Source organism: Leyella stercorea (assembly GCF_019052365.1).
Taxonomy (GTDB): Bacteria; Bacteroidota; Bacteroidia; order Bacteroidales; family Bacteroidaceae; genus Prevotella.
This window is the reverse complement of sequence record NZ_JAHQUY010000013.1, coordinates 1-17,287: the sequence shown is the minus strand read 5'-3', so window position 1 is coordinate 17,287 and position 17,287 is coordinate 1. Positions and strand designations below refer to the sequence as shown.

29 protein-coding genes are annotated in these 17,287 nt (G+C 46.5%); 13 read left to right on the top strand and 16 right to left on the bottom strand.

Annotation, left to right across the window (positions count from 1 at the left end):
* Positions 1-171 precede the first annotated feature (171 nt).
* The 5 genes from KTQ90_RS04060 to KTQ90_RS04040 all read right to left on the bottom strand — a co-directional run bounded on the left by KTQ90_RS04060 (position 172) and on the right by KTQ90_RS04040 (position 3,695).
* The gene (locus tag KTQ90_RS04060) at positions 172-1,056 is read right to left on the bottom strand and encodes a hypothetical protein (RefSeq protein WP_005816280.1); all 885 of its coding nucleotides are present in this window, start codon (positions 1,054-1,056) and stop codon (positions 172-174) included.
* A gap of 79 nt (positions 1,057-1,135) precedes the next feature.
* Positions 1,136-1,630, bottom strand: coding sequence for a hypothetical protein (locus KTQ90_RS04055; protein ID WP_005816282.1), 495 nt, complete (start codon positions 1,628-1,630; stop codon positions 1,136-1,138).
* Positions 1,620-2,033, bottom strand: coding sequence for a hypothetical protein (locus KTQ90_RS04050; protein WP_005816283.1), 414 nt, complete (start codon positions 2,031-2,033; stop codon positions 1,620-1,622). Before KTQ90_RS04050 ends, KTQ90_RS04055 begins: the two co-directional genes overlap by 11 nt.
* Before the next feature lie 78 nt (positions 2,034-2,111).
* Entirely contained in the window at positions 2,112-2,558 is a 447-nt protein-coding gene (locus KTQ90_RS04045) for a hypothetical protein (RefSeq protein ID WP_004319947.1), read from the bottom strand.
* A 24-nt stretch (positions 2,559-2,582) separates the two neighbouring features.
* A complete protein-coding gene (locus tag KTQ90_RS04040) occupies positions 2,583-3,695 on the bottom strand; it encodes a hypothetical protein (protein WP_005816286.1) in 1,113 nt (370 codons plus the stop codon).
* Between the two features lie 254 nt (positions 3,696-3,949).
* Here KTQ90_RS04040 and KTQ90_RS04035 point away from each other — a divergent pair, with 254 nt between their 5' ends.
* The 10 genes from KTQ90_RS04035 (at position 3,950) to KTQ90_RS03990 (ending at position 8,427) form a co-directional block, all read left to right on the top strand.
* Entirely contained in the window at positions 3,950-4,573 is a 624-nt protein-coding gene (locus KTQ90_RS04035) for a recombinase family protein (RefSeq protein WP_005816288.1), read from the top strand.
* 16 nt (positions 4,574-4,589) lie between these two features.
* Positions 4,590-5,273 (top strand): DUF3800 domain-containing protein, encoded by a 684-nt coding sequence (locus tag KTQ90_RS04030; protein WP_005816290.1) that lies wholly within the window; start codon positions 4,590-4,592, stop codon positions 5,271-5,273.
* Between the two features lie 3 nt (positions 5,274-5,276).
* Complete coding sequence (locus tag KTQ90_RS04025; protein ID WP_005816292.1) at positions 5,277-5,813, top strand: hypothetical protein; 537 nt, start codon at positions 5,277-5,279, stop codon at positions 5,811-5,813.
* A gap of 194 nt (positions 5,814-6,007) precedes the next feature.
* Positions 6,008-6,307: a thioredoxin gene (gene trxA, locus KTQ90_RS04020; protein ID WP_005816294.1), complete on the top strand. Its 300-nt coding sequence runs from the start codon at positions 6,008-6,010 to the stop codon at positions 6,305-6,307.
* A gap of 10 nt (positions 6,308-6,317) precedes the next feature.
* Complete coding sequence (locus KTQ90_RS04015; RefSeq protein WP_007837469.1) at positions 6,318-6,893, top strand: DUF6155 family protein; 576 nt, start codon at positions 6,318-6,320, stop codon at positions 6,891-6,893.
* A 14-nt stretch (positions 6,894-6,907) separates the two neighbouring features.
* Positions 6,908-7,153 carry a hypothetical protein gene (locus tag KTQ90_RS04010; protein WP_005816298.1) on the top strand — a complete coding sequence of 82 codons (246 nt, stop codon included), beginning with the start codon at positions 6,908-6,910 and terminating at the stop codon, positions 7,151-7,153.
* Between the two features lie 183 nt (positions 7,154-7,336).
* Complete coding sequence (locus tag KTQ90_RS04005; protein WP_005816300.1) at positions 7,337-7,774, top strand: DUF4186 domain-containing protein; 438 nt, start codon at positions 7,337-7,339, stop codon at positions 7,772-7,774.
* A complete protein-coding gene (locus tag KTQ90_RS04000; protein ID WP_005816302.1) occupies positions 7,771-7,977 on the top strand; it encodes a hypothetical protein in 207 nt (68 codons plus the stop codon). The genes KTQ90_RS04005 and KTQ90_RS04000 overlap by 4 nt, the downstream gene beginning before the upstream one ends.
* Before the next feature lie 9 nt (positions 7,978-7,986).
* Positions 7,987-8,223, top strand: coding sequence for a hypothetical protein (locus KTQ90_RS03995; protein ID WP_005816304.1), 237 nt, complete (start codon positions 7,987-7,989; stop codon positions 8,221-8,223).
* A 24-nt stretch (positions 8,224-8,247) separates the two neighbouring features.
* The gene (locus tag KTQ90_RS03990; RefSeq protein ID WP_005816310.1) at positions 8,248-8,427 is read left to right on the top strand and encodes a transcriptional regulator; all 180 of its coding nucleotides are present in this window, start codon (positions 8,248-8,250) and stop codon (positions 8,425-8,427) included.
* Between the two features lie 300 nt (positions 8,428-8,727).
* On the opposite strand, the gene KTQ90_RS03985 is transcribed toward KTQ90_RS03990, so the two are convergent.
* Complete coding sequence (locus KTQ90_RS03985; protein ID WP_005816313.1) at positions 8,728-9,219, bottom strand: SLOG family protein; 492 nt, start codon at positions 9,217-9,219, stop codon at positions 8,728-8,730.
* Between the two features lie 3 nt (positions 9,220-9,222).
* On the bottom strand, positions 9,223-9,789 hold the full coding sequence (locus KTQ90_RS03980; RefSeq protein ID WP_217317294.1) for a ribonucleotide-diphosphate reductase subunit alpha: 567 nt from the start codon (positions 9,787-9,789) through the stop codon (positions 9,223-9,225).
* Here KTQ90_RS03980 and KTQ90_RS03975 point away from each other — a divergent pair.
* On the top strand, positions 9,783-10,034 hold the full coding sequence (locus KTQ90_RS03975; protein WP_225494525.1) for a hypothetical protein: 252 nt from the start codon (positions 9,783-9,785) through the stop codon (positions 10,032-10,034). The two genes, KTQ90_RS03980 and KTQ90_RS03975, sit on opposite strands and share 7 nt — an antisense overlap.
* 306 nt (positions 10,035-10,340) lie before the next feature.
* Here the strand turns inward: KTQ90_RS03975 and KTQ90_RS03970 are convergent, their stop codons facing one another.
* The 6 genes from KTQ90_RS03970 to KTQ90_RS03945 form a co-directional block, all read right to left on the bottom strand.
* A complete protein-coding gene (locus tag KTQ90_RS03970) occupies positions 10,341-10,619 on the bottom strand; it encodes a plasmid partition protein ParG (RefSeq protein ID WP_005816317.1) in 279 nt (92 codons plus the stop codon).
* A gap of 7 nt (positions 10,620-10,626) precedes the next feature.
* Positions 10,627-11,382: a ParA family protein gene (locus KTQ90_RS03965; protein ID WP_005816319.1), complete on the bottom strand. Its 756-nt coding sequence runs from the start codon at positions 11,380-11,382 to the stop codon at positions 10,627-10,629.
* Between the two features lie 119 nt (positions 11,383-11,501).
* Complete coding sequence (locus KTQ90_RS03960) at positions 11,502-11,927, bottom strand: single-stranded DNA-binding protein (RefSeq protein WP_005816321.1); 426 nt, start codon at positions 11,925-11,927, stop codon at positions 11,502-11,504.
* Positions 11,928-11,980: 53 nt separating this feature from the next.
* On the bottom strand, positions 11,981-12,337 hold the full coding sequence (locus tag KTQ90_RS03955) for a helix-turn-helix domain-containing protein (protein ID WP_007837478.1): 357 nt from the start codon (positions 12,335-12,337) through the stop codon (positions 11,981-11,983).
* A 47-nt stretch (positions 12,338-12,384) separates the two neighbouring features.
* Positions 12,385-12,636 carry a hypothetical protein gene (locus tag KTQ90_RS03950; protein ID WP_007837480.1) on the bottom strand — a complete coding sequence of 84 codons (252 nt, stop codon included), beginning with the start codon at positions 12,634-12,636 and terminating at the stop codon, positions 12,385-12,387.
* The gene (locus KTQ90_RS03945) at positions 12,624-13,178 is read right to left on the bottom strand and encodes a hypothetical protein (protein ID WP_005816324.1); all 555 of its coding nucleotides are present in this window, start codon (positions 13,176-13,178) and stop codon (positions 12,624-12,626) included. The genes KTQ90_RS03950 and KTQ90_RS03945 overlap by 13 nt, the downstream gene beginning before the upstream one ends.
* Before the next feature lie 882 nt (positions 13,179-14,060).
* On the opposite strand from KTQ90_RS03945, the gene KTQ90_RS03940 reads away from it, so the two are divergent.
* Positions 14,061-14,375: a hypothetical protein gene (locus KTQ90_RS03940; RefSeq protein ID WP_224204806.1), complete on the top strand. Its 315-nt coding sequence runs from the start codon at positions 14,061-14,063 to the stop codon at positions 14,373-14,375.
* Between the two features lie 355 nt (positions 14,376-14,730).
* Here KTQ90_RS03940 and KTQ90_RS03935 read toward each other — a convergent pair whose 3' ends face one another.
* On the bottom strand, positions 14,731-15,117 hold the full coding sequence (locus tag KTQ90_RS03935) for a single-stranded DNA-binding protein (protein WP_004319910.1): 387 nt from the start codon (positions 15,115-15,117) through the stop codon (positions 14,731-14,733).
* Positions 15,118-15,535: 418 nt separating this feature from the next.
* Between KTQ90_RS03935 and KTQ90_RS03930 the strand changes: the two genes are divergently transcribed.
* Positions 15,536-15,682, top strand: a complete 147-nt coding sequence (locus KTQ90_RS03930) for a hypothetical protein (RefSeq protein WP_007837486.1) — start codon at positions 15,536-15,538, stop codon at positions 15,680-15,682.
* 264 nt (positions 15,683-15,946) lie between these two features.
* On the opposite strand, the gene KTQ90_RS03925 is transcribed toward KTQ90_RS03930, so the two are convergent.
* Positions 15,947-16,129: a hypothetical protein gene (locus KTQ90_RS03925; protein WP_004319908.1), complete on the bottom strand. Its 183-nt coding sequence runs from the start codon at positions 16,127-16,129 to the stop codon at positions 15,947-15,949.
* A gap of 15 nt (positions 16,130-16,144) precedes the next feature.
* Complete coding sequence (locus tag KTQ90_RS03920; RefSeq protein WP_005816332.1) at positions 16,145-16,729, bottom strand: hypothetical protein; 585 nt, start codon at positions 16,727-16,729, stop codon at positions 16,145-16,147.
* Between the last annotated feature and the right edge of the window lie 558 nt (positions 16,730-17,287).

The following is a 17,287-nucleotide window of genomic DNA, read 5'->3' as shown; positions in this document are numbered from 1 at the left end:
TCCAGCTTGCTGCTTGTAAGGACAGCCTCCCGATGGTCGGAGACCAAGAGGGGTATTAGGCTACCCAAATTCCCTCATTTCCGACCAACGGGCAAGCCCGATTATTTTACAGCAATGGCAGACGTGTAAACACTGTGCCAGTAGAAAAGAAGAAGCGTTGTACGGTGATTATTAGAGGTTAATACAGCCTTTTGATGGACAGGAGCCCTCTTGGTTGGCTACAATGGCAAGGAACGGTCGGCAGAGTGACTGAAACTGTGACTTGATGGCTGCGCTTTCCTGATGCAAGGCTGGTGAGCTGCCATCCAATGCCAATTCTGATATTGCCTTTGCCGCCTCGATGAATGAGAGCCAGTCTCCTCCCAGGTCTTTGTAAAAGAAGGGAAGAAGGGAGGTAACGAGGGCGTTATCTGTTTCCTGCGAAAGCACCTGATGGAAGGTGGCTTCGCAGACAGCTGTGAGTGCAGTCATACAAAAGGCGTGTCCTACAGATTCGGGAATGTTTCTTCCGCATGGCACCTTGCCAATTGAATTGCCATTGTCGGCTTTCTGCAAGATAATGGCTACTTCCTCTGTTGCATCTTCGTAGAGTTGTTCACATTCCGAGGCGCAAGCCGATGCGGACATCTTGCCGCTTCGCCATTCGTCCAATGCGGTACACATCTTCTGGCGGAACACATCCAAGGCTGCGTCAATCGGAGAAACGGCAGGTGTCTCAGCCAACATCGGGATGGTGATGATTTGGCTCTTCGTGAGACGGGTGACGGAAATCTGGTTCATCTTCTCCAACTGCTCGATGAAGGTGCGGACAGTGGCGCGGTGCCAATGCCAGCATCCTGCCAGTTCGGTAATGGTGATTACAAACTGCCCGTTGGACAGGCTGAACTCCTGCTTGCACAGATCCTTGGGGATGTACTGTACAGAAGCCTTGTCTACAAGGTCAAGGTAGGCTTCGAGCTTCGACAGCCTTATCCCGGACCTCTCTTTCAAGAACTCCAACAGGGACATCCGTTCAGACATCTTGCCGGAACTCGTTCTATGTTTCTGTTTCTTCATTTCAATAATCTGTTTGGTGAATACTGTTGTTTGTCGCCAGCTCCATTATACAAAAGGAACGGCATGATACAGGTGATACTTAATAGTAGTATATGATGAGCATTTCTGTGTCTTCGAGGAGCATCTTGCGGTCAGCCTTGTTCTTCCACAGCGATATGACTATGCGCGAGGGATAGAACAGTGATGCCAGAAGGACAAAGGAGATGGTGACAGCAAGCGTGAACAGATGAGGAGTGAAGACAAACACCACTGCCGCCAACGCGGCGATGCAGAAGGGTGTCCGCTCCTCGTGCAGACGCTGTAGCCACCTCTCCACATCCATAAAGACAAAGAATATGGCAAACGCTATGGTGGAAGCCACTACGCCTATGTCGTTATAGTGTACACAGAGGTAGAGGAAGTGGAACACGTACAGCAGGATGAGCAGCATCAACCGGTAGAGCTTCCTTGCTGTCACAAGCGCGGTCATGCGCAGATAGAACCGTGTCATAAACTGTCTGCGGCTTCTGTGCAGAATCATCGTCACAAAGAAGAACGCTGACATCAGGATGAGAAACAGTATCTTACTTGTCATAATATGTATAGCATGTGAATAATGGAAGTGGACTCAGGTCGGGCTGGACGACACCGTGTGTGGCAGTGGATATGATACGCTCCACATCCTCCAGTGTCAGTTCTCCCTTGATTATTCTCTGACGGAAAGCTCCGTCGGTTGTCCGAAGGCTCTTGATAGCCTGTTCCAAGTCGTACTCGGCTATCTGCCACACTTGCCCTCTCGTGTAGGGGAAATGATGGTGGATGGCCTTGACCACAAGCACACGGCTGAGGATGTCGGTCATTCTGCCGTTCCTGACTATCGTGTGGTTGCGGACAGTGGCGATGCTCTCAATCTCCAGCCATGTGCGGTGACGGTCGAGAAGATGGATAATCTTCATGTAAAGCGTTTCCTTCATCAGATGGTCGGGAGCTTGTGGCATGACTTTGGCCTTTGTTGTGGACAACAGAATGGAGCGTTGTTGCGGTAGAACAGGACTGTCATCTGGCAAATGTAACTTTCAAATGAAGTCGAGCAGGACTTCCTCCTTGGGCTTCATGTATTTGAAGAACCCGTTCTTGCAATGCAGACTGAGGTCGAGGCATACATCTGCCGACATGTGCTCCAGCGAGTCATAGATGGTCACTTTTATCTGGCTGACCATGCCACGCTCATCTGTGGAGCCGTTGACCTTGAACATCCGTCCGAAAGAAGGGTTGGAATAGGCACAGCAGCTGTGTCCGAACTCCGTATGACGGCTTGGAATGTGGTGATAGAGGATTATCATTTCCATCTCGTCTTCGAGCATATCCATCACCTCCTCTATCGTGAAAGGGGTGTTCAACTGGAAAGTAAGAAGCACGTAATCGTCATACTTGACAGGCTTCTCCATCTTGCGCTTGTCCAGCAGTTCTGGCAACTGCAAAGGCACGACGGCAAGGAAATCATCGCAAAACTGTTCTAACATAATCGTATTCTCTGTTTGGGGTGTTTATAATCTTGTGACATAAATCTTCATCATGAGCATGGGCATATCCGACAGGCGTTGCTTGTCGAGGTGCAGTTTCTTGGCCAGACCGTCCATCTCCTTGGGGAGCGCATCGGCTATTTTGTAGAGGTCTGCCTTGTCCTTGTCGGAGAGCACGCTCACGGAAAGGTCATCCATCGTCATGAACGGCTGCATCATCATCAGGAGGTAGGCGTGCATGGTGTGCTCGTCCTTTACCCTGCCACTATTCAGATCCTCGATAGCCGCTTGTGCGTTGCGCAGCAGACGGTGGTTGGTGCGCATGGAGAGGTATATCATTGCATCCTTGTGGGACAAATCCTTGCGGTCGGCGGCACGGAGTATCTCCCGACAGCAGTGTTCGGTGTTTCGTCTGATGTCACCGATGTCATCGTCAGCAAAATCCGGCAGGTATTGCAGGAAGGATTTGAAATACAAATGCTCTTCCTTGATGAAAGCGAGCAGGTCTTCCTTGCCGTGAATGCCTTGCTTGGCGGATTTTTGCAGGAACAGCAGGTAACGCTTCAGTACCGCCTGTTTACCACCTTTATTATATATAGGCAGGCTATCCAAGGAAGCGAAGAATGGCTGTGCTTCCTTCACGGCTTGCTGTAGTTCCTCATCACCAACATGGGAAGAGGTCTGTTCTCTGAGATAGAGCAGGTCGTGAAAGGTGCGTTGCTTAGACATCGCCATACGGCACAGCTCGATGTGGATGGAGTCGTTCAACTCATGATATACCGTGAACGGGTATGAGTGGGCTTTCCTGACAGTGTCACGTGAGATGCACGATGTCACGGAATCGTCCAACACGCGCCATTCGTTGACAATCTTAACTAATGTCTGAATTGAGACCTTGCCGTTCTGTCGAAGAGTGGTCAGAAAGCCATGATACTCTCTGATGGCTTCATCGCTCGAATGGAACGACTTCGTGCCGTTTCCGTCTGAACATGCTGTCAGCATGACTACGGCAAACGCAGTGGCAATACAAATGGCAAGTCTGATACAGCCATGCGAGTTTGATTTTGCATTATGCAATATTTGCTTCATGCAATGGAGGTTGGTTTGTCCTCCGAAAAGTTGGGTTTCATATTTCATTGTTGTCATTATTTTGAGTCTGATTTTGAAATTGACGGTGCAAAGTTAATGCGTTTCAGCGATATATTTACAAGAATGACAGTAAGTTTAATCTTATTTGTGTATCATACTTGCGAGTATGATTTTCAATGAAATCAAGTGAAAAGAAAATGGCAAATTATCGTGTTTAAGTATGATTTTTCGTTCAAGTATGATTGTTTCTCGGAAAAATAGTGTACCTTTGCACTTGATTTCATTTAATAGCGTACAACAGTATGGCAAAAGTAGGTTACATCTTTATCGCCACCAATGGCGAAGAGTATGCAGAAGACAAGGCTTGGATGCAGCAATACGGCTGTGTTCAGGTGATAGAGGAACTGTCCGAACACGAGAGGCTGCGCCCGATGTGGAAGCAGCTCATATCGAGTCTGGAGCGCGGCGACGAGCTGGTGGTGTCGAGGTTCAGTAACGCACTGCGTGGCACCCGTGAACTGGCTACATTCATAGAATACTGCCGTGTGAAGGTGGTTCGCATCATCTCCATCCAAGACCGCATCGATACGTTTGACGAACTTTTCCCCGACACCAAGCCCTCACAGGTCATCCGTATGTTCGGGTCACTCTCTGAGGAGTGTGCCGTGCTGCGCAAGGCATCGGCACACATCATCCATCTGCAACAGAATATCCGGCCGCCCAAGAAGTCGGAAAGGGCACTGTCGAAACTGGAGCGTGAGAAGAATATCGTGAACATGTACAACGAGGGGCACAGCATAGATGACATCTTTGCCATCAGCGGCTTCACAAGCCGAAGTTCCGTGTTCCGCATACTCAACAAGCATGGTGTGACGCTGAACCGTGGACCTCATAGTGGACCGCTGAAGAAAAGGAATAAAGAATAAACAAAAAACAGATACAATGAATAAGACATTCAACATCTACTGTGATGAAAGCACCCACATGGTGCATGACGGTCATCCCTACATGCTTTTGGGATGTACAAGTATAGCATACACACAAATCCGCATGGCAAAAGATGCCATAAAAGATATTAAGAAGAAGCACGGCTATAGTGATGAGCTGAAATGGACAAATGTCCACGAGGCCACGTATAAAGTCTATGCAGAGCTTATAGACTGGTTCTTTATGAATGACATGGAATTTAGGGCTGTGGTTGTTGACAAGAGTCAGATTGACGAGAAACGAGAAGACTATACGTTTAATGATTTCTACTTTCGCATGTACTACCAATTGCTGCATCACAAGATGGACATGGATTATACATATAACATATATATGGATATCAAGGACACATGCAGTAGCGATAAGCTGGAGAGGCTCAGAAAAATAATGGAATACAACTCTTCCATTGGCAGGTTTCAGTTTATACGTTCACACGAAAGTGTCTTCATCCAATTGGCAGATGTTCTAATGGGAGCCATCAACTACAACCTTAGATATGAAAAGGGAGAAGTTGAAGGAAGGGTGAGAGCCAAAATGAAGCTGATTGAAAAGATAAAAAAACACAGTAATATCAGTCTCAACACCACAACTCCCAAATTTAGAAAGAAGTTTAATTTGTTTTTTATCGCACTGAAATAGCCAATGAGCAGTTTGAATATTATCAAGAAATACCCTGAGCTGCTGGAACTGGCATATCTCAGTGAACGAGAAAGAGAGCATGATCTTCATGCAATATTCAAGCGTGATATAGAAGATAACTGTCAATTCTCATTCAGAGGGTGGCGCATCTATCCTATAAAGACAGATGGCGAGATTGACATGGCAAGATTGTTCAAGCATCTTACCTGTGAAGAAATCATGGTTGAGAACGAAGACGGTACGACTTATCCAAAGCGAGTATTCGAGATGGCTCGTTCACAAAGGCTTCATTGGATAAATCACCATGTGAGAGAATTGACACCAGACAATCTGGATGTATTTACCATAGAAGAGAGGGACGGCAAAAAGCGTAAGGTCAAGAAAACATACATCTATGATAAAGTGGAAAAGTATGTTATTGTCTTGGAACAACAACGTAGCAACGGATTCTATCTGTTGACAGCATACCATCTTAACAAAGAGTATGGACTAAAGGCTTTGGAAAAGAAGATGAAAAAGAGATTGCAGACACCACTATAAAACGCAAGACCCGAATTGCATCAAAGGCAACCGGGTCTCGAAACTCCTTCTATCTATAGATGAGCGCTGCAAAGGTACGAATATTCTTTGAAATAACGAAGGTTTTTCATTGAATTCTTCTCGATTTTAACATTTGCAGGGCAGTATTGTAAGATAACAGGAAAGAAAATAGCATAATTTTACAGAAAATCGTAATGGAAACATTCAAAGACGTTATATCAAGTGACCAACTTGTCTTGGTCGATTTCTTCGCCACCTGGTGCCAGCCATGCAAGATGATGCACCCCATCCTTGAGCAGGTGAAGGAAGTGTTGGGTGACAGAATCCGCATCATCAAGGTAGATGTGGACAAGTATGGGGTGACTGCAAGTCAGTATGGCATACAGTCTGTGCCCACATTGATGCTGTTCAGACGCGGCGAAGTGTTGTGGAGGACGAGCGGTGTGATGCAGAAATCAGAGTTGCTGGCAACGATTGACCCGTTTTTAAGATAAAAGAGCAGAAATGTCAAAATCTAAATTAAAGTCTGTCCTCATGTCCATGGACAAGAGTGAAATAATAAAAATGGTATTGGAACTTTATTCTGCACGGAAAGAGGCAAAGGAATATCTTGACTTCTATGCAGAGCCGAATGAGGGCCAGAAGCTGGAAGAGTATAAGCACATCATACGGGAAGAGTTCTATCCGAGCAGAAACAGAGAGCCAAAGACACGCTTCTCAGTGTGCCGCAAGGCATTGTCCGACTTCAAGAAACTGAAGCCTTCGGAAGATTCAGTCGCAGAATTGATGGTGTTCTATATGGAGAATGCCTGTCAGTTCACTTATGACTATGGAGACATGTGGGAGCAATTCTATGATTCTGTTGAGAGTAATTTCGACAAGACATTGCGCCACATCGTGCTTTATGACCTTTGGGACAAGTATGATTCCCGAATCAAGCAATGCCTTCGTTGGGCAAGCCCTTGTGGATGGGGATTTCCTGACGCACTGAATGATATGTATGAGGAAATGAAGGCGCAAAATGAGGAACTCCGAAAGAAATACAGGAATTTCAAGATGCCCATCAACGCTGATTATTAAACGAATATACTCAAATGGGGAAACCAAAGAAAAAACATAAGAAAGCGAAACAACTGCCCTTAAGCAAAGAAGAGCAGATTTTTCAAGCGGCAAGAGACCTTGCAGCTGAAATTGGCATATCCTATTCTGAGGCATTAGGGTTTACTTTGGGCATAAAGGACGTAACGTATGGTTGGGAAGAAGACTATACGGAAGAAGAGTTTCAGGCACTGATTGACCACGCTGTGGGAGACACTGATTATGAGCACACCCTCTATTGAATCATCTACACGAGAGGAACGTTTGGATTACGTTCTGAATGAATGGAGATGTCTGCACAACTGTGAGCTGTGCGGTAAGTGCCATATTCTGAAAGGCAGAAGCGAAGAAATACTCTATGCAGACTATATAGACGGCAAGCGGTCATATATGGATATAACATTAGAAATCAGAAGCAACAGATAATGATGTCACAGAAATACATATATCCATCGTTGTTCCAAGAGGAAGAGCCGCAAGAAAGCGTTCCTGGTGATAAGAAAGAGTATGACCTGACGAATCTCTTTGAGAGATTGGCAAAGTCTGATTTTCGCAGCCGGTTCCATCTGTCCAAGCAAGACAGGGAGTATGTAATGGAAAAGGGATTGCCGACGATACGAAAACACGCAGAGGACTTTGTGGCAAAAAGACTTGCTCCGGCTGTCATACCGAACGACGGCAAGCAGACTCCCATGCGTGGGCATCCTGTTTTCCTGGCTCAACATGCCACTGGCTGTTGTTGCCGGGGATGCTTCTTCAAGTGGCATCACATCTCAGCAGGCAGGGCACTGACCAAGGAAGAACAGGAATATGCTGTTGCCGTATTGATGGCATGGATTGAAAAACAGATGAATAAAGGATGAAGATAGAAGAAGCCATAGTATATGTGATGGTAAAGCGAAATGGCGGCATGACAACCGACCAGATTGCCGATGCCATCAATCGTCATAGGCTGCACCTGAGAAAGGACGGTCAGCCTGTGACAAGCAAGCAGGTGTATGCAACAATCTGCCGTTTCCCTGAAATGTTCACAAAAGAAGCTGGCAGAATCATGTTAATGATATGACGTAACGATATGACAATAGATACAACCAACATGTGCTCACACCTTCAGAAGAAGTTGTTTGAACCAGAAGGTGTGTATTATCCTATATGGCAAGCCATGCAGGATGATGAGACCTTGACAGCAGTGGTACGAAGCAGACAGCTGCACATCTACAGAAACGGGAAGAAAATTCTCGTTCTGGCAGGTAAGGCACAACCGAAGATTATAAGGGAAGACAAAATACAAGAGTTAATAACAAGATTATAAACAAAACATCAAATCATCAAAACAATGGACGCAAAAGAAAAAGTATTGGCAACAATGAAAGAGGCTGGTCAGCCTCTCAACGCAGGTAAAATCGCAGAACTCAGCGGTCTCGACCGCAAAGAGGTAGATGCAGCCATGAAGCAGCTGAAAGCAGAGGGTGCAATCGTCTCTCCTGTGCGTTGCAAATGGGCACCTGCAGAGTAAGGTTTATACTGCTGTCTTGAAATATAGGCAGCAGTATATTTATTTTTATCAAAATGTTAAGGTGAGGAATCTGAATATCCTTGCCTACGGACACAATTATCCGCTGCATCTTTTTGGGGTAAGGTGCAGACGTATGGCTGTCAGCGTATCTTGGTTTAAAGACGCTTAGCGGTCACGGCGGAAGTCGTTTCGTCTCTCTCCGCCGAACAAAGCTCTGAGCACATTGCCCAAAGCTCCGAACACGAAGTAGCAAACGATGATTGCAACAATATCGTCCATAAGCATTTTCTGTTTTATGGGTTATACACTATTATGAAGATTCACTATGTCCAATCCCTGCCTCTTGGCTTCTCTGACGGTGTAGAACGTGCCGCCCTTGGGATTGCCATCGAAGTAGGCTATGAGACGTGAACTGCGGTTGACCATATAGTCGTTGCGCCTCAGAAGGCAGCCATTGTAGTATTGCTCGCTCAATACGACCACGTCATCCACGATGCGCAGGATGGCATCATACTTGGCTTGCTCTTCCTTGCTCCACCGGTCAGACTGACCACGGAACGGCACAACGGCTATCACCTGCAAGTCCTTCAACTCGCATTGCAACGAAAGGGCGGCTTCTGCCGCCAGCAGGTCAAATCCCATTGCCATGCCACAATAGAAATACCGGTAGCCGTCGGCATACGCCTTGGCTATCTCCGATTTGAGACATTGCTTCAACTCCCTCCGCTTGGCGAAAGGTACGCTGCGGTGTCCGCTGAAGCATACGGACACTGCCTTGTCGTACTTTGTCATACTTTACCTTACTTTATAATGTGTGCGTGCGAGGAACATACCGCCAATAACACATGCCCCGAGCCTTTCGAGTTGGTTGGCATACTTGGCATAGCTGAGACCCTTGGTTATCACATCGTCAAAGACCAACACCATTTTGTTGTCGAAGAACGGCTCATCAAACTCAACGACATTCGCCTTGCGGACTTCATCCTCGTTCTTGCGGTTATCGTGGATGGTCTTACGCTCTCCGCATACCCTCACGTGCTCGTAGCCGTTTTCCGCTCCTGTCAATTCACACACCCTGTGGCAGAAAGCCTTGTAGCGGAGTTCGTTGCTCTCGCTTGTGGATGCTGGAACGGGGGCGAAGACGATGTTCACGCAACCCTTGCCGTAGAGTGTCAGCATATTCTCTGCGGTGCGCTGCGCCACTTCCTCGTAGGCTCTTCCGTCCTTGAAGTCAAACACTAATTGTCTGTCGGCAATCTCCTTCTCACCCACATTGCGGATGCGTGCGAGATAGTATTTGCAGAACCAAGTCTGAGGCTTGTCTAACTGCTTTTGGATTTGATAGTCATTCTTGTGTGCCATTGCTCTTATGTTTTTTCTTCCCTTATTTCGGAGGCTTTTCCTGCCTGCCCAAGGGATATTTTTTGCTTTCCAAGAGTGATGGCGATCAAAAAGCCAAATCGGGAGCGAAAAATACGCTCTGCACGCAGAGGAAGATTTTTCGGTCAAATGCAATGGACGATTTGGTGTTTGAACAATCGCCAGCATTACCTTTGCAAAACAATATCCGCAGCGGCAAGGCAGGCGAAAAGAAATCTGTTATGTAAAAGAGGAAACGGGCGGGATGGCGTGGGGCGAAGCTGTATATGGGGAAGGACGATAGTTGATATGAGGGAAAAAGAGAAAATCTTGTAATAGGGAACGACATTGCCTTTTATCAGCATGGAGACAGTCCTACAAGCAGAGAAAACTATTGCCCTAAAAATGAGTTGGATAGTATTTTCTAAAAGTAGTATCGACTACGAATAGTATAATAGTCGAATAGTTTTTACTACCATACTACGGATAGTAAAGTCTGTTTATAGAAGAGATAGCGGTATCATCGTCTGTTCGGCGATGATACCGCGCGGCACTCATGTGTCATGCCGCTTTAGGTATTCTGTCATTGCCTCATTGACAATATCACGCAAGGACATCCCTTTCTTGATGGCGAGGTACTTCATCCTCGTGTGGATGCTCTTGTTGATAAGGAAATTGCAATGCACCGGCACTTCGGTAGTCTCAGAAACAGACACAGGTGGTGCTGGTGTAGTTTCTGTGACTATCTGCTCCTTACTCGGCTTCTTTGTGGAAGAAAGGAGTCCGTTGAGACCGCCTTTCATTCCCTCTTTCAACATACTGCTCTTGCTCATGGCTATGCTATTTTAAGTTTAACACTTCTTTTGCCAAAGACATATAATCACTGGCACCATTGGATTTGGGATTATACTCAAAGATAGTCTTGCCGTTGATGGGTGCTTCTGCCAAAGCCACATTATCACGGATGACGGTCTTGAAAACCTTCTCGTGAAAACTGTCATTGACGATTTCCCTCACGCTTCGGTTCAACGTCTTGCGGCGATCGAACTGGGTGATGACGATGCCGCCCACTTTAAGGTTGGAGTTGAGCCGCTCCTGAACGATGCGGATGATGTCCATCAACTTTGCCATACCTCTCATGGCAAGGTATTGCGCTTGAACAGGGATGATGATGTAGTCGGCTGCGGTGAGGGCATTCAAGGTCAGCAAGCCCAATGACGGTGGACAGTCGATGATGATGTAGTCGAAATGCTCTTTGGCGATGGCTTTGGTGATAAGTCCCTTCAAGATAAGCTCCCGTCCCGGCTCGCTGATAAGCTCTAACTCAGCCGCAGACAGGTCAAGGCATGAGGGTGAGACGGTGATGCCGTTGTGCAACTTGACCAACGGCAAGGTGTACTGTCCACACATTGCGCCATAGACTGTCTGTTCTTCCTCGATGGACAATCCCAAGGCTTCCGTGAGGTTGGCTTGTCCATCCATGTCAATAGCCAAGACGTTCTTCTTACTCAGTTGCAGAGCTGCCGCAAGGCTTACTGCGGTCGTACTTTTCCCTACACCACCCTTGTGATTTAATACTGCAATTATCTGTGTCATAACATGATACTACTATTAGTGAATACTACTTTACTATTCTACTACTGATAGTACATACTAACCATAGTAAAAGCGGATTTACTACGATTAGTACGTACTACTCTCAGTTGATACTACCCTCAGAAGGGAAGGTCTTCGCTCTTGTCCTGCGGTGCATCGGCTGGCGGTACGGGAGCCTCGCCCTCTGCCTTGGCTGCCTTGCGTGCCTTTGTTGCAGGTGTGTCGGTTGCATCCTTCTTCCCTGCATTGACAAAGGCGATGGAGTCAGCTATGATGCTATGCTGTATGTGGTTCTCTCCGTTGCGGTCTGTCCAAATGGAAGAAGTCAGTGTGCCTTCCACAAGCACCATACGACCCTTGGTGAGGTATTCAGCCAAACGGATATGGTTCTCCTTGCTGCTCTTCACCCTTACCCAAGTGGTGATTTGCTTGCCCTTACTGTAGTCGTCCACTGCGATGTCAACAGCCATGAATGTTCCGTGTGTACCTGTGATGACGCGGCAATCCTTTGCTCCGATGCGTCCGATAGTGTGAGTGTAAATCATAATGTGAAAATGTTATAGTGGCAAGTTGGTTAGACTTGCCGTTACCTTGTTATTTAAATGACTTTTCTTGTTGATTGAACATAAGCTATTGCTTCATTCATAATTTCTGCTCGTGACCTACTCTTGTTATCTTGCATCCACTCATCAATTTCAGATTTGAGGAACATGATACGTTTCCCCTTCTTATGGAATGGTATTTGTTTATTGCTTGTCCAACAATAGATTGTGTGTTCAACTGGATGGGTAGGGAGATACTCACTCAATTCGGAAACACTAAGCCATTCCAATCCCTTATCGGGCTGAATTTGAGTCATTAGTGTGGAAAACTTTTCTTCTAAAATCTCCAGCTTGTTTATTACTAATGACAATGCTGATGGCAAGTCATTAAAACTCAATATTTGCTTTTCCATATCAATATATGTGTGGCAAGTTGGTTAGGCTTGCCGTTACCTTGTTATTAATATCCTTTCTTCGTCTGCCTTGTATTGGCGACAAAAGACTTGTTGCTGCCTGTGAGACTGATAGAGCCGCAATTAACAAACTCTCCGTCGGAATAGACTCTGTACTTCTGTCCGCTTACCTCATGCTTCTGTTTGATGCGCTCTCGCATCCACTTCTTGGCTGCGGTCAATGAGCAAAAGGTCTCGCTCTCCTTGGTCGTCTCGTCATATACGATGCACTGGGTCATACATGCTCCTACTTCATCCATGCACCTATACTCGACGTGACATAGTCCAACTGACCGCCAAATATGTCGCTTGGCTCTATGTCGTATTGTCCATCCCTCACTTCCTTGTCCTCTCCAAGAAGCGACAAGTTTCCGTCGGCATCCAAACGTGCTGCGTCTATGACGATGTCACGAGGCTCGTCAAAGAGATAACCTGCCACGATGGGCTGCTCTCCCTCGAAATGCACCTCAAAGCCTCCGTCCACCTCCGTGCCGTACTTGCGAAGAGCCGCTTTCAGCTCGTCCTGCTCCCGGTGCTGCAATGCCTGGAGTTGTCCGTGGATAGTGAGGTCTTGCAGTTCTGCCTCTCGTTTGGTGTGGGTTGCCTCGCCGGTCTTGCAGTCGATGTCATACTTGTGGTAAACCACTGGGATATGGTCTGCCGATGTGACAAGCCATGTGATGTTGTTCACTGAGAAGCCCTGTCTGGTGAGGAACTCCTCGATGTCTGAGCCGAGAAGGTGGTCGGCTACGTCAAGATACTCGATGCGTGCGTCAGCATCATGCAGGATGATAATCTTCATTGCCTTTCTATTTTTAGTGATACAAATAAGTTTGTCGCCCATGTCGCTGGACTTGTTTAACTACGTTGAAGAAACTTACGCTCAGCATAGTGAATAAATTCCCTCTGCGTTCGCTTAACCGTTTCTTTCTCTTCCCTCCTTTCGAGACCTTTCAGCCTGTGGAGGGATATTTTCTGCTCCCACAAGCCGCAAGAAAAGACATAAAGACAAATTATGTGTGAAGAATACTCTTTTCCGAGGAAAAGGAAGATTGTTCACAGTCACAAGACCTCAAGCAGAATTTGACGATTGTCTCAGACGCGGCTAACTTTGCAGGAAATATGCCTACCACTGCGCTGATTGGAAGAAGATTATTGATATTGGCTGCAAGAGGAATGATGTGTTATATATAAAGAGGTAAGAAGAAAGATTGAAACAGTAAGGGTGGGCAGTGAAGTGTTTGCAGGTCTGCTGTACCGACATAAAGCGAGTGTGTTGGCTGACCGGGATGCAAGTCATCAAAGCTTCAGCCTTGATAGCTTGTAGCACGGACAGACAATTCTCTCGCGTCGGTACTTCGGCATACTGTCAGCTTTGGCTAATAGCAACGTGTTGCCATCAGCCAAGGATGTCTGTATGACGACAGACCATGTAACGCTTCGCAAAGGCGTGGGGCAAAGCAGTATAATTTAGAAGTAGATAGTAACGTATATCAGGCAAGAAGAGACAGTTGCGCAACGGACAAATCGGGCACTCCTGTCAGCATGACAAATGTGCCTTGTCCTTGCCGCAGGACACTGAGGCAGATTGGACGTAGCAGACATGTCTGCCACATTCAATATGCCTGAGTGGACAAGAACTGCCTCTTGTATAGCAGAAGAGAAATTGTAAAACAGTTGATTAGTGGTAAAGGTGGTATGGGTGGGCAGAATGGCATTACACGGACATTGCCGAAGCCCGATAATGGGACAGCCAGACAGCAATAAAGGCAGTTATCAGAAGTGTCAGTTTCTGATAGTGACATTGTTGGCTGCCTGTCACATGGGATTCGTGCGGTGTCCGTACAGTAATGCCGTTCTGAAGGTGTGGGGCGAAGCGATACAACGCACTTGGACGAAACCACCGCTTATAACAGAAAATATTTTGCAGTCAAAGAGAAGAAGAATAGTAAAGCAGGTGTGGGTGGGTAGTGAAGCTGTCGCAAGATTGACGGTCTGAATATCAAGGCGAGTGGATAGCCAGTAAAGGACACAATTATCAGAAGCCTCGGCTTCGGCATCTTGTGGCATAGATGGCAGTCCTCTCGCGTTCAGACCTTGGCATACTGTCTTTCTTGGCTAATAGCGACTTTGTCGCCATCAGCCGGGAATATCTGTATGCCAACCATCTTGGTGACGTTTCGCAAATGGTGAGGGACGAAGTGGTTAGAATAAAGGAAGACGGCGTTGCCGTTATGGTTAATAAATGCACATGGTTGTTATTAGAGAAGATTATCACACGCTATAACAGCAGATTGATGTCCCTGAGCAAAACAAAAGCGACCCGAAGGTCGCCTTGTTATGGAGAGGAAAGGCTATTTCTTGCCTTTCTTGGTTGCTGGCTTGGCCGGCTCTTCCGCAGGAGTCTCCTCCTTGTCGGGACACTCGTAGAACTTGGTCGCAACCATGATGATTCTGGAGTGCTTCACGCCATCCTTGTCTGTCCACTCCTCTGGCTTGAAGAAACCCTCGACGGTGAGCAACGTGCCCTTGGTGAGCTTGTCGAATGATTCGGTGTGCTCGTTCTTGCGCCATGCCTCCATATTCATGAAAGCCGATACGCGGTTGGTTTCCTCGCCGTTCTTCTCCTGACGGCCTACTGCCAATGAGAAGCGTGCTACGCTGGCGTTTGCGAACTGACGGATTTCTGCATCCTTACCTACGAAACCTGAAACTGTGAAGTTGTTCTCGATCTTTTTCATTTTGAATTGAATTTAAAAGTGAAACTTAATTTTTACATGCATTCAAAAGCAGGGATGTGGCACCATGTGGGAAGCACCATGAAAATCGTTCGCAATACTCTTTTTGTCGTTGGCGGTAAGGGAGAAAAAGGAAGATTACGCACTATTTTATTGGTCACAGCGATAGCGGCCACACAAGAAGGAGGAAGTCCTTCGCAGCATCACGCTACCTTTGCATGGTAAAAATAAGTGGCTTTCAAATAGCTCAATTCAGAAAAAGACGGGGCCAAACAATGGAACAAAGGTTGTAAGCAAGGAGGCAATCCGTATGCAACAGACAGGGGCACTGCTATGGCTGTATGCCTGGAGAAACGAAGCGGGAAATCCGACCTTACAGCTGTATCATCAGAAGAGTGAGGAGCATGAACACTGATGCACGATGAACGACAAGCCTAAGGGTCAGCTTAGCAATAGAGGCATCAAGCCAAAAGAGGACAGACATCAGAGGATTGGCGATAGCACTGTCATCATGCTAAGACCAAGTTCTGTGTCCGACAAGGAAGAGTCGCAAAAGACAGACGAGTAAAACCAAAAGGCGAAATGACCATTCCTATAACAAGGTACAGAGACGCTTAAAACGGCGAAGGGACTTTGGCGACGTATCGCTATACAGGTGTCGAAGCATCGCTTCTATAACAGGACTGGAGCAAGTGAGCAAACCGCACAACTTGCTCCCAAGGTATTTCAGTTACAACAGCCATAACCTCATTGGAGGATTGTCCTAAAAGAGTTTTTGCAGTCAAAGGAAGAAAGAGTCTGCAAGCCACATAGCCAACAGACTCTCTCCTGATTATTCACAGATGACAACATCATCCTTGTACTCCGTCACTTCCTTGCCGTTGATGAGCTGGACAATGACCTCACAACCCAAGTCCTCGACAATCGTTCCCTCTGTCTGACCTCTTCGGGGATAAAGCAAGGTGCAGAAACACCCTACAACGCCGTCCAACTGCTCCATGTCTATCGTTGCCATATCCGTTCCTCCTTGTTAGCCGAATGTGATTGGATTGATGCAGAAATTCGTGTCCTCTGCCTCATACTCGTATTCATTGATGAAGTCAATCATCTTCTGTTCGCTTCTTCCGTCCTGTGAGACACCAGTCTTCTCACACCACAACTTGATAGCATCACCAAAGGTGGAGTAAGCACCCTCACAATCCTCAAAGAGTTCTCCGTATGCAGTGACGTAGCACTCTTCGGGGAAGAAGTCGTTCTCATCGTGCGTATAGAAGATGTCGCAACCTGGCTCAACCTCTCGCCAACTGATTGAAAGTTCATCGCCAAGTGCCTTGTTCACCTCCTCAAAGAACAAGTCGCATGAAGACCAAGCACTTTCGGTGTCAAAGGACAAGAGGGCATAATCGTCTTCCACGTTCTCCTCATACTCTGCCCAATAGATGTGTCCTCTCACCGAGATGCCTTTCTTCTCGTAGTCAATGCCATAGTGTTCTGCCAAGAGATACAGATACACATTATTACTGTTCACCTCCAACTCTTGGAGTGTGTTCCAAAGGTCTGCCACGGCTTTGCGTGAGCCTGTCACCTTGTACTGAGTGTCGCAAATGTTAGCCATAAGATAAAATTTTTATTTTCTTCCCTTATGTAGAACCAACTACCATCGGGATTGATTAAAGAATTATGTTGCCCCAAAAGGTGTTATGGCTCATCAATGCAAGGTTTTGCCGTCAAATACTACCTCTGCCACAATCAGAGCGTGGAGATTTCACGGACAAACCACAGGCACCGACCTTGCAGGATGAACGCCATGACAGGTACCTTTGCAACACAATTCTTATCAAAGCCCGATGGGGTGGTACATGGCAGACTGCATGGTACAGCAGTGTGAAGTGACGTTATAGGTGGAGATAAGGCTATAAGAGGTTTTTGCAGTCAAAGGAGAAAAGAGTCCACAAAGTGCAGTATCTACAGGACAAAAACACTTTAGTTTACCTTGGTTAGCTCTTATATATATGCTAACCTAAAGTAAACTGTATATATGTCCGTCTAAAACCCGAAAACCGTACGGGTCAGCTTACGTCAGAAACAGAAGTATAGAACCATAGAAGTGGTTCAAGAAGTCTTTCTTCCTTTGACTGCAAAATATTATCTTTGCACGAATCATAATTGCCCT

Excerpts from the sequence above, each read along its gene's own strand:
- KTQ90_RS04060 (WP_005816280.1), bottom strand. The coding sequence starts at position 1,056 with ATGAAGAAACAGAAACATAGAACGAGTTCCGGCAAGATGTCTGAACGG.
- KTQ90_RS04055 (WP_005816282.1), bottom strand. The coding sequence starts at position 1,630 with ATGACAAGTAAGATACTGTTTCTCATCCTGATGTCAGCGTTCTTCTTT.
- KTQ90_RS04050 (WP_005816283.1), bottom strand. The coding sequence starts at position 2,033 with ATGCCACAAGCTCCCGACCATCTGATGAAGGAAACGCTTTACATGAAG.
- KTQ90_RS04045 (WP_004319947.1), bottom strand. The coding sequence starts at position 2,558 with ATGTTAGAACAGTTTTGCGATGATTTCCTTGCCGTCGTGCCTTTGCAG.
- KTQ90_RS04040 (WP_005816286.1), bottom strand. The coding sequence starts at position 3,695 with ATGAAATATGAAACCCAACTTTTCGGAGGACAAACCAACCTCCATTGC.
- KTQ90_RS04035 (WP_005816288.1), top strand. The coding sequence starts at position 3,950 with ATGGCAAAAGTAGGTTACATCTTTATCGCCACCAATGGCGAAGAGTAT.
- KTQ90_RS04030 (WP_005816290.1), top strand. The coding sequence starts at position 4,590 with ATGAATAAGACATTCAACATCTACTGTGATGAAAGCACCCACATGGTG.
- KTQ90_RS04025 (WP_005816292.1), top strand. The coding sequence starts at position 5,277 with ATGAGCAGTTTGAATATTATCAAGAAATACCCTGAGCTGCTGGAACTG.
- trxA (WP_005816294.1), top strand. The coding sequence starts at position 6,008 with ATGGAAACATTCAAAGACGTTATATCAAGTGACCAACTTGTCTTGGTC.
- KTQ90_RS04015 (WP_007837469.1), top strand. The coding sequence starts at position 6,318 with ATGTCAAAATCTAAATTAAAGTCTGTCCTCATGTCCATGGACAAGAGT.
- KTQ90_RS04010 (WP_005816298.1), top strand. The coding sequence starts at position 6,908 with ATGGGGAAACCAAAGAAAAAACATAAGAAAGCGAAACAACTGCCCTTA.
- KTQ90_RS04005 (WP_005816300.1), top strand. The coding sequence starts at position 7,337 with ATGATGTCACAGAAATACATATATCCATCGTTGTTCCAAGAGGAAGAG.
- KTQ90_RS04000 (WP_005816302.1), top strand. The coding sequence starts at position 7,771 with ATGAAGATAGAAGAAGCCATAGTATATGTGATGGTAAAGCGAAATGGC.
- KTQ90_RS03995 (WP_005816304.1), top strand. The coding sequence starts at position 7,987 with ATGACAATAGATACAACCAACATGTGCTCACACCTTCAGAAGAAGTTG.
- KTQ90_RS03990 (WP_005816310.1), top strand. The coding sequence starts at position 8,248 with ATGGACGCAAAAGAAAAAGTATTGGCAACAATGAAAGAGGCTGGTCAG.
- KTQ90_RS03985 (WP_005816313.1), bottom strand. The coding sequence starts at position 9,219 with ATGACAAAGTACGACAAGGCAGTGTCCGTATGCTTCAGCGGACACCGC.
- KTQ90_RS03980 (WP_217317294.1), bottom strand. The coding sequence starts at position 9,789 with ATGGCACACAAGAATGACTATCAAATCCAAAAGCAGTTAGACAAGCCT.
- KTQ90_RS03970 (WP_005816317.1), bottom strand. The coding sequence starts at position 10,619 with ATGAGCAAGAGCAGTATGTTGAAAGAGGGAATGAAAGGCGGTCTCAAC.
- KTQ90_RS03965 (WP_005816319.1), bottom strand. The coding sequence starts at position 11,382 with ATGACACAGATAATTGCAGTATTAAATCACAAGGGTGGTGTAGGGAAA.
- KTQ90_RS03960 (WP_005816321.1), bottom strand. The coding sequence starts at position 11,927 with ATGATTTACACTCACACTATCGGACGCATCGGAGCAAAGGATTGCCGC.
- KTQ90_RS03955 (WP_007837478.1), bottom strand. The coding sequence starts at position 12,337 with ATGGAAAAGCAAATATTGAGTTTTAATGACTTGCCATCAGCATTGTCA.
- KTQ90_RS03950 (WP_007837480.1), bottom strand. The coding sequence starts at position 12,636 with ATGGATGAAGTAGGAGCATGTATGACCCAGTGCATCGTATATGACGAG.
- KTQ90_RS03945 (WP_005816324.1), bottom strand. The coding sequence starts at position 13,178 with ATGAAGATTATCATCCTGCATGATGCTGACGCACGCATCGAGTATCTT.
- KTQ90_RS03935 (WP_004319910.1), bottom strand. The coding sequence starts at position 15,117 with ATGAAAAAGATCGAGAACAACTTCACAGTTTCAGGTTTCGTAGGTAAG.
- KTQ90_RS03930 (WP_007837486.1), top strand. The coding sequence starts at position 15,536 with ATGAACGACAAGCCTAAGGGTCAGCTTAGCAATAGAGGCATCAAGCCA.
- KTQ90_RS03925 (WP_004319908.1), bottom strand. The coding sequence starts at position 16,129 with ATGGCAACGATAGACATGGAGCAGTTGGACGGCGTTGTAGGGTGTTTC.
- KTQ90_RS03920 (WP_005816332.1), bottom strand. The coding sequence starts at position 16,729 with ATGGCTAACATTTGCGACACTCAGTACAAGGTGACAGGCTCACGCAAA.